Below are 13,958 nucleotides of genomic sequence, written 5' to 3'. Positions count from 1 at the left end.
TGGCCTCAGAATGGATAGCGGCGCGGGCTGGCTTGCACGCTAACCCAATGATCGGTAGTGAACTCCTCGATGGCCCAGTCGCCATTGAAACGGCCAAGGCCGGAGTTCTTCTCGCCACCAAATGGCGCATGCGCCTCGTCATTCACCGGGATATCGTTGACATGAGTCATGCCGGCCTTGACCTTGCGAGCGAAGCGCACAGCACGTTCCAGATCGCCACTAAACACAGCGCTGGACAAGCCAAATTCGCTGTCGTTGGCCAGCTCCAGAGCATGGGCTTCATCACGTGCACGCTGAATCCCGACCAGAGGGCCAAAGATCTCCTCGCGGGCGATCTCCATATCCTTGGTGACATCCGCGAACACATGCGGCGCCAACAATTGCCCTTGAACCTCGCCTTCGACTACGGTCCGGGCACCCTCCTGCTTGGCTCGCGTAATCTTTTCCAGCAGACCTTGCAATTGCTTGGCATTGATAATTGGCCCGATCACTGTGTCAGCGTCATGCGGGTTGCCGACTTTCAACGCCTTTACTTTCTTGGCATAACCCGCGACAAATTCATCGTAAATCGCGTCTTCAACGATGATCCGGTTGATCGCCATGCAGATCTGGCCCTGATGAAGGAACTTGCCCATCACCGCAGCGCCTGTTGCTTGTTCCAGGTCGGCATCAGCCAGGACCACGAAAGGGCTGTTGCCACCCAGTTCCAGCGCCACATGCTTGAGGTGCTGCCCGCCCGAGGCTAGGCGGCCGATGTTCAGCCCGACTGGCGTAGAGCCTGTGAAAGAGATGAACTTGGGCACCTCATGCTCGACAAACGCATTGCCGATTTTCGATCCGGCGCCGACCACGACGCTGATTAGCCCTGCCGGCAGCCCGGCCGCTTCGTACAGACTGGCCAGGAGCAGACCGCCGGTGACCGGCGTGTCGCTGGCAGGCTTGATCACTACAGCGTTACCCAAGGCCAAGGCAGGCGCCACGGAGCGCTGCGACAAATGCAGAGGGAAGTTCCATGGGCTGATCACGCCAACAACGCCAAGCGCCTCACGGTATACGCGATTTTCCTTGCCAGGCACGTTGGACGGCAACAGGCGGCCGTGAACCCGCGCTGGGAACGAGGCCGACTCCAAGGTAATGCTGCGCGCCGCGCCCCATTCGATCTGCGCCTTGATGCGGGTACTGCCCGACTCGCGAATTATCCAGTCGATCATCGCTTCGCGGTGCTCATCGAACAACTGCACCACGCGATGCATCACTGCTGCCCGCTCGGCAGGGCCGGTGGCGGCCCACTGCACCTGCGCTTGCGCGGCTTTGCGATAGGCTTCGTCAAGGTCGTCGCGATCAGCCTGGACAATTTGTGCCAACTGGCTGCCATCGAACGGGTTGGTCACCTGCAGTACACTGCCGTCACGGCCGTCGCGCCATTGACCGGCAATGAACTGTTGAGTGAAGACTGGGAATTGCGTGGCAAGGTGAGTCATGAGTTACCTCTGTATTGGAATAGCGCTCATCGTTCGATGAGTCGTTGATCACAGCGCAAGGGGTTTCACTCCACTGGCTCGTACGGCAAGCCAACATAGTTTTCCGCAATCGTTTTACGGCCGGCTTCGGAGCTCACGAAGTATTCCAGCTCGGTCTGCTGCATACGTTGGCTGAAGGCGTCGGTGCCGGGGAATTGATGCAACACTGAGGTCATCCACCAGGAGAAGCGTTCGGCTTTCCAGACTCGGCGCAGGCAGATCTGCGAGTAACGCTCGAGCAGGTCCTGGCGGCCTTCGCGGTAGTACTTGAGCAGAATTCGGTAAAGGGTGCTGACGTCGCTGGCGGCCAGGTTCAAGCCTTTGGCGCCGGTAGGCGGGACGATGTGGGCGGCATCCCCGACCAAGAACAGGTGGCCATACTGCATTGGCTCGACCACGAAGCTGCGCAGCGGCGCGATGCTTTTTTCGATGGAGGGGCCGGTGATCAACTTGGCAGCAACGGCTTCAGGCAAGCGGCTCCTGAGTTCGTCCCAGAAGCGCTGATCCGACCAGTCCTCGACCTTTTCATCGCTGGCGACCTGCACGTAGTAATGCGTGCGGGTGGGCGAGCGCATGCTGCACAGGGCGAAGCCGCGCTCATGGCTGGCATAGATCAGTTCTTCGTTGACCGGCGGCGTATCGGCCAGTACGCCCAGCCAGCCAAAGGGATACACCCGCTCGAATTCCTTGAGCACGCCATCCGGGATCGATTTGCGCGAAACGCCGTGATAGCCATCGCAGCCCGCGATCAGGTCGCAGTCGATGCGCACCTGTTTACCGTCCTGGAGGAAAGTGACGTAGGGTTTTTCGCCCTTCAACTCGTGCAGTTGCACATCGCTGGCGTCGTAGTAAGTTGGCGCACCGCTTTGCCGGCGAGCCTGCATGAGGTCACGGGTAACCTCGGTCTGGCCGTAGATCATCACCGTCTTGCCGCCAGTCAGTTCGCGCAGGTTGATGTGCTCGACACGACCATTGAACGCCAGCTCGAAACCATCGTGCACCAGCCCTTCCTGATCCATGCGCGCACCAACACCCGCCTCGCGCAGCAGATCGACCATGCCTTGCTCAAGCACGCCGGCGCGGATCCGGCCGAGGACATAATCAGGGCTCTGGCGCTCGATGATGACGTTGTCGATACCGGCATTGTGCAGCAATTGACCGAGCAGCAATCCAGACGGCCCCGCTCCGACAATAGCAATTTGAGTCTTCATTGTTCTTATCCTCATGAACCTGACGGCTCTGGGTTACGATTAGTCGTTATGTATTTTTCGCAGATAAATGTTCTATAAGAAGGCAATTTCTGCTTTATTTTTAGGACTTTTCGAGGATTTGCAGGATATCCGTATGGCGACTGTGAATGGCATCCCGGTGTTCAAGCTCTACGGCGAGACGTCCTGGCCTACGCCGGACCTTATCCACTGCGAGTCGATTCCTGAGCGCAGCCGTTTGCATGATTGGGAAATCAAGACCCACCGCCACGGTGACCTTGCTCAGTTGCTCTACGTGCAGGCAGGGCAGGCCCGGGTCCTGGTCGAAGATGTCGAGCAGCAAGTGAGCGGCGGTGCCCTGCAGATTGTTCCGGTGATGAGCATTCATGGTTTTCGCTTCTCCGAAGACATCCAGGGCTACGTGATCAGCCTGGCCAAGCCGGTACTCGACCGCTTTGCGCCGTTGCTCGAAGGCAAGCCGATGGCCGAGGCACACTGCTACTGGGCTGGCGATGACCGTGAATACCTTGAGCAGTTGCTCGCCCAGTTGACTGAGGAATACGCCTTGCGCCGGCCGGAGCGCGACCTGATGTTGCAGTCGCTGCTGTGCGCCCTGCTGGTATGGATTTCGCGGCGTTCGCGCGAACGCGCCCAGCACATTGCCAAACCCCGAGAGCGCGGCATGCAGCACCTCGATCACCTCGCGCAACTGATAGAAAAGCACTTCCGGGAACACCAGCAGATCAAGCACTACGCCCAGCAGATCGGCGTCAGCACTGCCCACCTCAATGCGCTGTGCCGGCAGCTTGCCGGGCAGTCTGCGCTGCAACTGGTCAACCAACGGGTGATCCTCGAGGCCAAGCGCAACCTGGTCTACACCTCCATGACCATCGGCCAGGTAGCCGACAGCCTGGGCTTTGCCGAGCAGGCTTACTTCTCGCGCTACTTCAAGCGCGCCACTGGGCTGACGCCCAAGGAGTTCCGCCTGCAACGCCGCGAGGTTTAGCCCTCGCTGACCTTGACCAGGTTGTACAGCGCCAGCAGCACAGGTGTCGCCACGCCCAAGCGCTTGCCCTGCGCCACTACTGCCCCATTGATGAAGTCAATCTCGGTTTTTCGCCCGGCTTCCAGGTCCTGTAGCATCGACGGTTTGTGCTGCTGGTGATTGCGCAAGGCGTAGTCGACAGCAGCGTTGACTCGCGCGCCATCTACCGCGATTCCATTCGCCTGGGCAACGGCCACTGTTTCCGCCAGGATGCTGGCCAATACCTGGCGTCCCTGCTCGGAGCTGCCAACCGCACCGACCGTCTGCCGAGTAACGGCACACACCGAGTTGAGTGCTGCGTTGAAGGCAACCTTTTCCCAGATCGCTACCTGTACCTGCGGATCGGCCTCGCAGGTCAAGCCAGCCTGGCTGAATACAGCGGAGACCTCTCGCACCACCGGGCTGTCTTCGCCGCTATAGGCCCAGAGGTTGACGTGGCCTTCGCCATGGCTATGCACCACGCCTGGCGCCACCAGGTCGGCAGGAAAGTTGGTCATGCCGACGATTACGCGTTCAGCAGGCACCACCTCGGCAATCAATTCGGCGTTGCCCAGGCCATTCTGTACCGACAGCGCCCAGGTGTCGGGCCCGACCAGATGACACACCGAGTCGATCGCCGCTGCGGTGTGAAAACCTTTGGTGAAGATCACCAGCAAATCAACGTGGCCAGAAAATTGCGCTGCCCGTCCAATCGGGACCTGCACGGTTGCCTGCACATCGGGGGCTTCCAAGCGCAGACCCTGCCGGCTGATGATCTCGATGGCGTGGTCGGAGGCTTCGACAAACGAAACATCTTGCCCTGCCAATGCCAGACGGGCGCCAAACAGACCGCCCATGGCTCCCGCACCAACAATCGCAATCTTCATCGCTGTTCTCCGAGTGGGTAAAGACACACTGTAAGAACTCGTCGGATATCTCACAAATAGATGGTTGATAGGAAATCCATAGACCGCACTTATTTAACCGCGAACGTTTCGCCTTCCCGGGGCAGTGCCCTGAATTTGCTACGCCTAGGCAACTTTGGCGGTACGCAGGGGAAAAAGCGCCGCAGGCCAGCTCCATAGAATGAGGCTGCACATACCCCAAGGAGCCTGTGATGCCCATCACTCACCCCAAGTACCGCGTTGCCGCCGTTCAGGCCGCACCTGAATTTCTCGATCTGGACGCAACCATCGAGAAGGCTATCGGCCTGATGCAACAGGCCGCGAGCGCCGGTGCCAGCCTGATCGCCTTTCCCGAGAATTTCTTCCCCGGCTATCCATTCTTTCTCTGGCTGGGTTCGCCGGCCTGGGCCATGCAGTTCATCCAGCGCTACCACGATAACTCGCTGATAATTGACAGCCCGCAATACCAGCGCCTGTGCGAAGCAGCCAGACGCCTGCATATCTATCTGTCCATCGGCTTCAGCGAAAAATCCGACGGCAGCCTGTACATGGCCCAAGCGCTGATCGACGACCAAGGCAATACCCTCAGCACCCGGCGCAAGCTGAAACCAACGCTGGTAGAGCGCAGTCTTTTCGGCGAAGGCGATGGCAGTGACCTGAGCGTGATCGACACGCCACTGGGCAAAGTCGGTTCGCTGTGCTGCTGGGAACATGTGCAGCCGCTGAGCAAGTATGCGTTGTTCGCCCAGCACGAGCAGGTGCATATCGCAGCCTGGCCGAGCTTCTCTCTGTACAGCGGAGTCGCCTACGCCCTTGGTCCGCAGGTCAACACGGCCGTGACCCAGACCTACGCCGTAGAAGGCCAGTGTTTCGTAGTGGCGCCCAGTTCGGTAGTAAGCGACAGGATGATCGAGCTGCTCTGCCACAACGAAGAGGCTCAGCGACTGCTGCCATCCGGCGGTGGCCATGCCCGGATCTTCGGGCCTGATGGCGCGCCCTTGGCCGAGCCACTGGATGAGCACCGCGAGGGGCTTTTGCTTGCGGACGTCGACCTGGCTGTTCTGAGCCTGGCGAAGCTCGCCGCCGACCCGGTAGGCCACTACTCACGCCCGGATGTCACCCGCCTGCTGCTCGACAACACCCCTCGCCGGCCAATGCACCTCGGTGCCTTCGCGCAACCCGCCGCAGTCACGCCCATCAAGAATCCTGATGAGGTCCAGTCAGACGTCTGAGGTGGCACTCCATATAAGAATCGACCCGCCAGCGCCCCACCCTTTGCTCACTGCCAATAATAAATATCTGGAGCAATCACATCATGAAAGCCCTTAAAGACACGACCGTCTTTACCACCTTGTGTGCAGCCCTGACAGCGTTGGCTCTGGCCAACAGCAACGTCGTCGACGCAGCCGTGCTATCAACGGACCCCGGTGACTATGTCGCCTTGCCGCCCGGAACCGAGCTGGGTCTTCTGTATTACCAGCACACCGAACGCAACCGCATCAAGGTCGACGGCCGCACCGTGACCAAAGATTTCGGCCTGGACAGCGACATCGGCATCGCTCGCTTTGTGCACTGGACCACCTTGGGCGGTTTCACGGTCACGCCACAAGTCATCCTGCCCTTCGGCCATCTCGACCTGAGCGGCAGCAAGGACTATAGCGTCAGCGGCGCCACAGACCCTATGGTCGGAAGTGCACTGTGGCTGGTAAACGACCCCAAGCAGGAGCGCTATCTGGCCATCGCCGGATATGTCGGCATGCCACTGGGCAGTTATGACCACGACGCTCCAGTTAACCTCGGTGAAAACCGCTGGAAAGGCATGCTTCATCTGGCCTATGTGCAGGCGCTTGTGCCTAACACACTGTACGCAGAGATAACGCTGGAGCACGACACCTTCGGCGATAACGATGACTTCTTCGGCCAGACACTGCGCCAGGACGATGTTTTCGAACTACAAACGCACCTGCGCTATGTCTTCAGCCAGAAGAATCAGTTCGGAGTCAGCTGGTTTCACACCACCGGTGGCGAAACCCATGTCGGTGGGGTGGCCCAGAACGACACGACCGGCACCCAGCGCTATCTGCTGACGTGGCAACACTTCCTGCAACCGACCCTGCAGATACAGACCCAGTTCGGACAGGATCTCGATGTCGTCAACGGCGCTGAAGAGAAATTCCGGGTGAACATCCGCATCGCACACGCCTTCTGACACCCCACTCCTTTGTGAGCACTAACCATGAAAAAACTCTCTTACGAGTGGAAGCTGGTACTCCTGCTGGCTGTCCTGTTCGGGATCGTCGGCCTTGACCGGTTTGTTGTCCTCTATCTGTTCCCAGTGATCATCCCGGAGCTTGGACTCAACAATATGCAGGCCGGCGCCATAGCGTCCGTGCTGGCGTTCACCTGGGCAATCTCCACCTGGGTACTGGGCAGCATGTCCGACAAGTACGGGCGCAAGCGGGTGCTGATCTATTCGACGCTGTTTTTCTCGCTGATGACGTGGATGACAGCTATCGCCAAGAGTTTCACCAGCATGCTGGTGATCCGAGGGCTGCTGGGCATCGGCGAAGGTGGCGTGTTCAGCACCAGCGTCGCGGCCATTGCCAGCGCCTCCTCACCCGAGAAAAAAGGCCTCAATCTGGGCATCCACCAGGCATTCTTCCCGCTACTGGGGATCGGGCTGGGGCCGATCATCGCCACTCAGCTCAATAACTACATGCCCTGGGAGATGGTCTTCATCGTGGTGGGCGTTCCCGGCGTATTGCTGGCCTGGTGTTTGGCCAGGTTCATGCGTGAGCCCGCACGGGAGGCGCCAAGTGCCCACGGCGTCTCAAGCGATGGCGCCTTCGCGGCGCTGCGTTACCGTAACATCTGGGTCGCGACCGTGGTCAGCTGCTGCTTCCAGACGGGCCTGTTCGTTTTCTCGACATTCGTTGCGCTGTACCTGACCCAGGTCATAGGCCTGGAGCTGAGTACGGTTGGCCTGATCGTTTCCGGCTGGGGCTTTGGCGGTTTCTTCGGCATGATCATTATGCCGGCGCTGTCTGACCGTGTTGGCCGGCGCCCGATCATGATTGTCTGCGCGGCGGCCTACAGCGCGCTGATGCTGGTATTCGCTCTGTACCCGCTGCCCCCGGCCGGTATGTTCGCGTTGTTGTTCATTGCAGGCGTGTTCGGCTTCGGCATTGCGCCGATATTTCTGGCGATCATCCCCGCAGAAACCGTGCCCGCGCGCATGACCGGTAGCGCCGTGGGCATTCCGACCTGCATCGGCGAGATGCTCGGTGGCGTGCTCATGCCTATCGTCGCGGGAGGGCTGGCTGATGCATTTGGCCTGCAGTATCCGATGATGATTGTCGGCGTGGCCTTCGCCGCGATCGCCATCGTCTCGTTCGCGTTCATCGAAACGGCGCCACGCGCCATAGCCAGTGCAGCAGTCACTGAGAATGCCGCTCCGCTTTAATGATGGCCTGGCCCCGCTCGCATGGCATTGCCCACAGAGCGGGGCCTGCAGGACGTTTACTTCGTGGCCAGTGAGCGCGCGCGATATTCGCGGGGAGACATACCCAGGTGACGTTTGAATGCCCGACTGAAATGCGCATTGCTGGAGAAGCCCCAGTTATAGGCGATGTCGCTGATGCTGCGGTCACGCAGGCAAGGGTTGGCCAGCGCCATCCGGCACAACTCCAGACGCTTGCCCCAGATGTACTCGCTCGCCGAGACTGGTTGCCCCGAAAATACCCGGTGCACAGAGCTGACAGACATCTTCAGTTGTTCGGCGATCCACTCGACACTTAGCAGTGGCTCGGCCAGATGGGCATCGATCAGGCTCTTGATGCGCTCAAGATGAAACTGGACGAGACGGGTGCAAGCCGGGTCGGACTCATCCTTGGCCAACGACTGCACACCCAGCGAGAGCATTTCCAGCAACGGTCTGGCCATGGCATCTTCACCCACTTCGGCAGCATGCTCCTGCTCTTCGAACAGTGTCAGCATGAGACCGCCAATGATCCGGCCGATAGCGTGAGCCGTGGTCAGGGGCTTCGATACCGCACGCTCTGCAGCAGGATGGTAAAGGCGCATGGTTTCTTGGGGAATGCGCAGCGAGCACATACGAAAAGCGCGAGGCAGCACGACCTTGTACGGGCGGCGGGTGTCATAAAGGACAATCTCGCCTGCACCTACCGTGCAGCGCCGGTCGTCCTGGGTGAGCTCGCACATGCCACGCGTAATCAGGCTCAGGATGAAATAATGCGGCTCGCTTCCACCACTGACCCGGCGCTCGACGCTGTGCGCACTTGCCTGAAGGTCGATCAGGTCAAGGCAGCCTAGGCGACTGTGCTTGAGATGCGCCTCAAACCCAGCGGGCGCATCGTTACTGGAAAGTTCGCCCAGCTGGCAATCAAGCTTGGCGAAGAATCGGCTGCTGATATCGTCCCAGAAACCGCCGAGCTCTGACGCCGGAACGCAGGCAGTTGAGATGGAAGTCGTCATAGCGGTTACCTGGAAGATGGCATAACGAAAACCTGCAATTAATGTTCCGCTGCAAACGGCTGGCAGCGCAGCTCGAAGCGCACGGGCGCCTCAGGCAACAATGATGCGACGCTCAGTCAAACAGTGGGGTCTTGCAGCCGGCTGTACTCAACGTATGGCCCTGCACACCGGTCCGCATGAGCGATAGGCCGCACACACTCGGTGCAATCGCTGATACCGAAAATCCCGAGATGTGTGCTTTGGTAAACCGATACCGTTGCCCACCGCCGGCCCAGTCAGAAGTTCCAGGTGTAGGTCGTAATCAGACGATTTTCATCGTAATCGGCACCCGACGCCCTGCCGCTGCCGTAGCGGGTCTTCACGTCAATGTTGCGCCATTCAAAGCCAAGGCCCTTGAGCGCACCGCTTTGCAGCACGTAGCTGATGACGAAGTTACGCTCGCTTTCGACATTCTGGTCCAGATCGTTATTGCCACGATCGATGCCACTGCCACGCAGGTAGCGGGTCATGAACTTGAGGCCAGGCACGCCTAGCGCGGCGAAGTCGTAGTCGTAGCGCAGTTGCCAAGACGCCTCGTTGGCCTTGAAGAAGCCAACTGTCGACCAGTTGACCAGGTAAGGTTGTGGCGCATAGCCGTTGAACAGCGGGAAGGCGCTGTCGCCCAGCATTCGCTGATAGCCAACCCCCAAGCCATGCCCACCGGTCTTGAGGGTAGTCATGGCTCCGTAACTCTTGTTATCGATCTCGCCGTACAGCGCCTGGCCGTCCTCGCGATTCTGGTAGTAACGCAGCTCGGTCTGCAGGGTGTAGTCCGCCGAGAGCGCCCAGCGGTTGGAAAGGCCCAGATAGTGCTGCTGGTAGATGTCCTCGAGCTGGCCATAAAAGTAGGTTGCGGACAGGTTCGGGGTGAACTGATAAGTAGCACCGGCGAAGTTCAGGCCATCGCTGGTGCGCCGGATGTTGGCCCCATTCATGAGGTAGATCTTTTCCCGGTTCGAGGACTCGCGAGTCGCGATCTCGTTGATCCGCCCCGCTGTCAGCGCAAGGTTGGACCACTCCTTGGACTCGACCATGACACCCTGGTACGTGGTCACCAGTTGCCGCGAATCGTCGATGTAGGCTACTGGCAAACGTGGACGCAACTCGCCGACGCGCAGCTCGGTCTGCGAGTATTTGACCTTGCCGGTGACTCCAGTGCGCCCATAGTCGCGCACCTGTTCACCCTTGCTGGCATCGTACGGGATCACACTGTCTGGACCGCGGCCACCGCCGCCATCAAGGCGATAGGCCCATTGTGTACTAGTTTCTACACCGAACTGCAGAGGGCCTTCGGTATATCCGGAAGAGAAGCGCAGGTCGAAGCCCTGCGTCCAGCTGCCGACACGTGACTTGGCGGCATCGTGCTGTTTGAAATCCCTGTCGATATAAGCATTACGCAGCACGAGCGCCACGGTGCTGTCCTCGACGAAGTCAGCGTTGGCTGCAAACGATTGGGCAAAGCAGGCACAACCAATCAGCCACACGCTGCGACTGCACGATACATAAGAACGCATACCGGATACCTTTTTATTGTTTTCTGAACGGCACGATCCATCCGCCGCTCATGGCTGAGCGGCGGGAATTCCTGAGATGGCAAGGTGGGCGCGAAACTCGCCCTGGGTGTACTCGGCGCCGCGCTCAGCTCAAGGCTGCGCATCCAGCGCCGGTGTGGTGGCAGTAGGTACTGCGACGCGGCGCTGGCGAATCATGGCGATGGCGAAGATGGCTATCACGCCTGGCACCGCGCAGAGAATGAAGTTGAGCTGCAGCGGCAGGTTCATGCTCAGCATCAGCCCGCCCAGCATCGGGCCGGCGACGCCGCCGAAGCGGCCGATTGCCGAGCACCAGCTAACGCCGGTAGAGCGGATCTCGCTTGGGTACTGCTGGGCAGCGAAGGCATGAATGACCGCAAGGGTACCGATGGTGGTAGCACCCGCGATCAGCAGCATGATGTTGAGCAGCACAGGGCCCGGCTTGACCCCCAGGGTGCACAAGGACACCACGGCCAGCAGGAAGAACAGCATCAAGGTCGGCTTGCAGCCCCAGCGGTCAGCCAGCCAGCCGCCGCCCAACGCGCCTGCCGTAGCGCCGATGTTGAGGATAACCAGGAACATCAGGCTCGAACCCAGCTCGAAGCCGCCGGCGACCATGATTTTCGGCAGCCAGGTATTGAGCCCGTAGACCATCAGCATGCACATGCCAAAGCCCAGCCACAGGAACACCGTGCCACCCCCACGGCCCTCGGCGAACAGCCGCGAGAGCGGTGCTGCAGATGAGGTACGCATTGGTGCGGCGAAGCTGACGGTGCTGGTATCCACCTGCGGATCGATTCGCTTGAGCAGAGCGCTCGCCGCGGCAGGGTCTTTCTCCAGCAGATAGTGCAGCGACTCCGGCAGTTGGCGCGCCAGCCAAGGCAAGAACAGCAATGGTACACCGCCGATGATGAAGGTCGCTTCCCAGCCAAAGCGCGGGATGATCAGCATCGCCACCAGCGCCGAAATCATCGCGCCAATCGAGTAGAAGCTGAGCATGATGGTGGTGAGCGAGCTGCGCCGCGAGGTCGGCGCCAGGTCATTCATCAATGCCACGATGTTGGGAATTGCGCCGCCCAGACCTACGCCGGTGATGAACCGCAGCAAAGCAAAGCTAGGTGCATCCCAGGTAAAGGCAGTGCCGAGGGCGCACAGGCTGGCCAGGGCCATGGAGCCGATGATCACCTTGCGGCGCCCGAGTCGGTCGGCCTGCGGCCCGACCACCACCGCGCCGAACATCATCCCAAACAGTGCTGCGCTGCCCATCCAACCGGCAACCACAGGGGTCAATGCCCACTCTTCCATCAGGCGCGGTACTACCGAACCATAGATGACCAGGTCATAGCCATCGAACAGCATGATGAAAGAGCACCAGAACAGCAGCGTGTAGTGGAGCTTGCCGAGGGGCGCGGCCCCCGCGATGTGCAGCGCAGGTTTATGAGTCATGGTCATGTCTTCTTGTTTTTATGTCAGTGGGTTGAAGGGGCCACGATGGCCCTGCAGCACGTCAGTGAGGTTCGATGGTGACCGTCGGCACTTCGATGACGGTAGGTTCGTTGGCGTCCAGCGCGGCGCGCAGTGCCGCCTCGAAGCTGGCGCGGGTGTCGGTGTGCACGGCGTTGACACCGTAGCCCTTGGCGATGGCGCAGAAGTCTAGGCCCGGAACGTCCAGGCCAGGTGCGTCTTCGGCCTTGAGCACTCCGGCGAACCAGCGCAATGCGCCGTAGGTGCCGTTCTTGAGGATGATGAACACCACCGGCACGCGGTACTGGGCAGCCGTCCACAACGCGGTGATGCCGTAGTTGGCCGAGCCATCGCCGATCAGCGCAACTACGCGCCGCTGCGGCTGGGCCAGCTGAACGCCGACTGCAGCAGGCAAGCCGAAGCCGAGGCCGCCTGCGGCCGGGAAGTAATAGCTGCCAGGATGGCGCAGGTTCATCCGCTGCCAGAAGGCGCTGGTGGTCGAAGTCGATTCCTTGACGTAGATAGCGTCTTCCGGTGCCACTGCATCGAGCACATCGAACAAGGTCTCTGGACGCAGATGGCGAGGCTCGTCTGCAATCGCCTGTGGCACTGGCAGTGGCTCGGGGTAAGCTCGCGAATTCGGCGTGACGCCCTCGGCCAGCGCCTGCAGGGCGACTGCGATGTCACCAATCAATGCGTCGCCCATGGGCGCACGCGCCGCTTCCTGCGGATCGGACGTGATGTGCAGCAGGCGTGCGCCCGCCGGCAGGTAGTCGCCTGGCGCAAACTGGTGATAACGGAACACCGGCGCCCCAACCACCACGATCAAGTCGTGCCCTTGAAGTATTTTGCTGATCCCGGCAATGGCTGCCGGAAGCACGCCACGGAAGCTTGGGTGACGGGTGGGGAACGGGCAGCGCGAGGCCGACGGCGCGATCCATACCGGCAAGTGCAGTTTGTCGGCCAGGGCCACGGCGGCAGCGTTGCTGAGGGTGGCGTCCACCTCAGGGCCTAGCACCAGTACCGGATTACGTGCGTTATCCAGCTGCTCGATCAACGCCTGCAACTGGGCCACGTCGGGCGTGCCAGCGACTTGCACCTGGCGCTCGAACAGATGCTCGACCCCAGGCGCGCATTGCGCATCCCAGTCGTCGTAAGGGATAGAAAGGTAGACCGGTGCTTTTGGTGTGGTGTTGGCATAGTGAATGGCCTGGCTGAGCGCGCGCGGCACGTCCTGCGCATTGGCAGGTTCGTAGCTCCACTTGACCAGCGGCTTGGGCAGTTGCACCGCATCCACATTCGCCAGCATGGCCTCGACACCGATCATCGGCCGCACTTGCTGACCTGCAGTGATCACCAGCGGGCTGTGCGAATACCAGGAGTTGGTCAGTGCGCCCATGCCGTTGCCGGTGCCCGCTGCTGCGTGCAAATTGACGAAAGCCGGTTTACCGCTAGCCAATGCGTAGCCGTCGGCCATGCCGACCACCGCACCTTCGTGCAGCCCGAGCACGTACTGAAAATCTTCCGGGAACGACTTCAGAAACGGCAGTTCATTGGAGCCCGGGTTACCGAAGATGGTGGTCATGCCGTGGCGTCGCAGCAGCGTATAAGCCGCGGAGTGGATGGTTTGCATAAGGCAGAATTCCGCGTGTGTCGTGAGAACTTCACTCTATGGAGCAACCTCCAATCGATCAAATAAATGTTTTGCAGCCACTGTATAAATATGGCTTATGTTGATAGCGTTTGAATCCGCTGCTCGGCTCTAGTCACAC

11 protein-coding genes are annotated in these 13,958 nt (G+C 60.2%); 4 read left to right on the top strand and 7 right to left on the bottom strand.

The window, feature by feature from the left end; translation table 11 throughout:
• Nucleotides 1-5 precede the first annotated feature (5 nt).
• Nucleotides 6-1,481, bottom strand: coding sequence for an aldehyde dehydrogenase family protein (locus MFF34_RS02300; RefSeq protein WP_238209985.1), 1,476 nt, complete (start codon nucleotides 1,479-1,481; stop codon nucleotides 6-8).
• A 65-nt stretch (nucleotides 1,482-1,546) separates the two neighbouring features.
• Complete coding sequence (gene pobA, locus MFF34_RS02295; RefSeq protein WP_238209976.1) at nucleotides 1,547-2,731, bottom strand: 4-hydroxybenzoate 3-monooxygenase; 1,185 nt, start codon at nucleotides 2,729-2,731, stop codon at nucleotides 1,547-1,549.
• Nucleotides 2,732-2,858: 127 nt separating this feature from the next.
• Here pobA and MFF34_RS02290 point away from each other — a divergent pair, with 127 nt between their 5' ends.
• Nucleotides 2,859-3,734, top strand: a complete 876-nt coding sequence (locus MFF34_RS02290; RefSeq protein WP_374707377.1) for a helix-turn-helix domain-containing protein — start codon at nucleotides 2,859-2,861, stop codon at nucleotides 3,732-3,734.
• Here the strand turns inward: MFF34_RS02290 and MFF34_RS02285 are convergent.
• The gene (locus MFF34_RS02285; RefSeq protein WP_238209972.1) at nucleotides 3,731-4,639 is read right to left on the bottom strand and encodes a ketopantoate reductase family protein; all 909 of its coding nucleotides are present in this window, start codon (nucleotides 4,637-4,639) and stop codon (nucleotides 3,731-3,733) included. The genes MFF34_RS02290 and MFF34_RS02285 overlap by 4 nt on opposite strands.
• A 230-nt stretch (nucleotides 4,640-4,869) precedes the next feature.
• Between MFF34_RS02285 and MFF34_RS02280 the strand changes: the two genes are divergently transcribed.
• The 3 genes from MFF34_RS02280 (at nucleotide 4,870) to MFF34_RS02270 (ending at nucleotide 8,120) form a co-directional block, all read left to right on the top strand.
• Nucleotides 4,870-5,889: a carbon-nitrogen hydrolase family protein gene (locus tag MFF34_RS02280; RefSeq protein WP_238209970.1), complete on the top strand. Its 1,020-nt coding sequence runs from the start codon at nucleotides 4,870-4,872 to the stop codon at nucleotides 5,887-5,889.
• An 83-nt stretch (nucleotides 5,890-5,972) separates the two neighbouring features.
• On the top strand, nucleotides 5,973-6,866 hold the full coding sequence (locus MFF34_RS02275) for a transporter (protein WP_238209969.1): 894 nt from the start codon (nucleotides 5,973-5,975) through the stop codon (nucleotides 6,864-6,866).
• A 27-nt stretch (nucleotides 6,867-6,893) separates the two neighbouring features.
• Entirely contained in the window at nucleotides 6,894-8,120 is a 1,227-nt protein-coding gene (locus MFF34_RS02270; protein WP_238209967.1) for a nitrate/nitrite transporter, read from the top strand.
• A 56-nt stretch (nucleotides 8,121-8,176) separates the two neighbouring features.
• Here MFF34_RS02270 and MFF34_RS02265 read toward each other — a convergent pair whose 3' ends face one another.
• The 4 genes from MFF34_RS02265 to mdlC all read right to left on the bottom strand — a co-directional run bounded on the left by MFF34_RS02265 (nucleotide 8,177) and on the right by mdlC (nucleotide 13,819).
• Nucleotides 8,177-9,151 (bottom strand): helix-turn-helix domain-containing protein, encoded by a 975-nt coding sequence (locus MFF34_RS02265; RefSeq protein WP_238209965.1) that lies wholly within the window; start codon nucleotides 9,149-9,151, stop codon nucleotides 8,177-8,179.
• 275 nt (nucleotides 9,152-9,426) lie between these two features.
• Nucleotides 9,427-10,704, bottom strand: coding sequence for an OprD family porin (locus MFF34_RS02260; RefSeq protein ID WP_238209964.1), 1,278 nt, complete (start codon nucleotides 10,702-10,704; stop codon nucleotides 9,427-9,429).
• A gap of 129 nt (nucleotides 10,705-10,833) precedes the next feature.
• Nucleotides 10,834-12,168, bottom strand: a complete 1,335-nt coding sequence (locus tag MFF34_RS02255) for an aromatic acid/H+ symport family MFS transporter (protein WP_238209962.1) — start codon at nucleotides 12,166-12,168, stop codon at nucleotides 10,834-10,836.
• 61 nt (nucleotides 12,169-12,229) lie between these two features.
• The gene (gene mdlC / locus MFF34_RS02250) at nucleotides 12,230-13,819 is read right to left on the bottom strand and encodes a benzoylformate decarboxylase (RefSeq protein ID WP_238209960.1); all 1,590 of its coding nucleotides are present in this window, start codon (nucleotides 13,817-13,819) and stop codon (nucleotides 12,230-12,232) included.
• Nucleotides 13,820-13,958 lie beyond the last annotated feature (139 nt).

It is taken from the genome of Pseudomonas sp. PAGU 2196 (assembly GCF_022179005.1).
GTDB classification, from domain to species: Bacteria; Pseudomonadota; Gammaproteobacteria; order Pseudomonadales; family Pseudomonadaceae; genus Aquipseudomonas; species Aquipseudomonas kermanshahensis.
The sequence above is the reverse complement of the archived record's forward strand: the minus strand, read 5'-3'. Positions and strand labels throughout refer to the sequence as shown.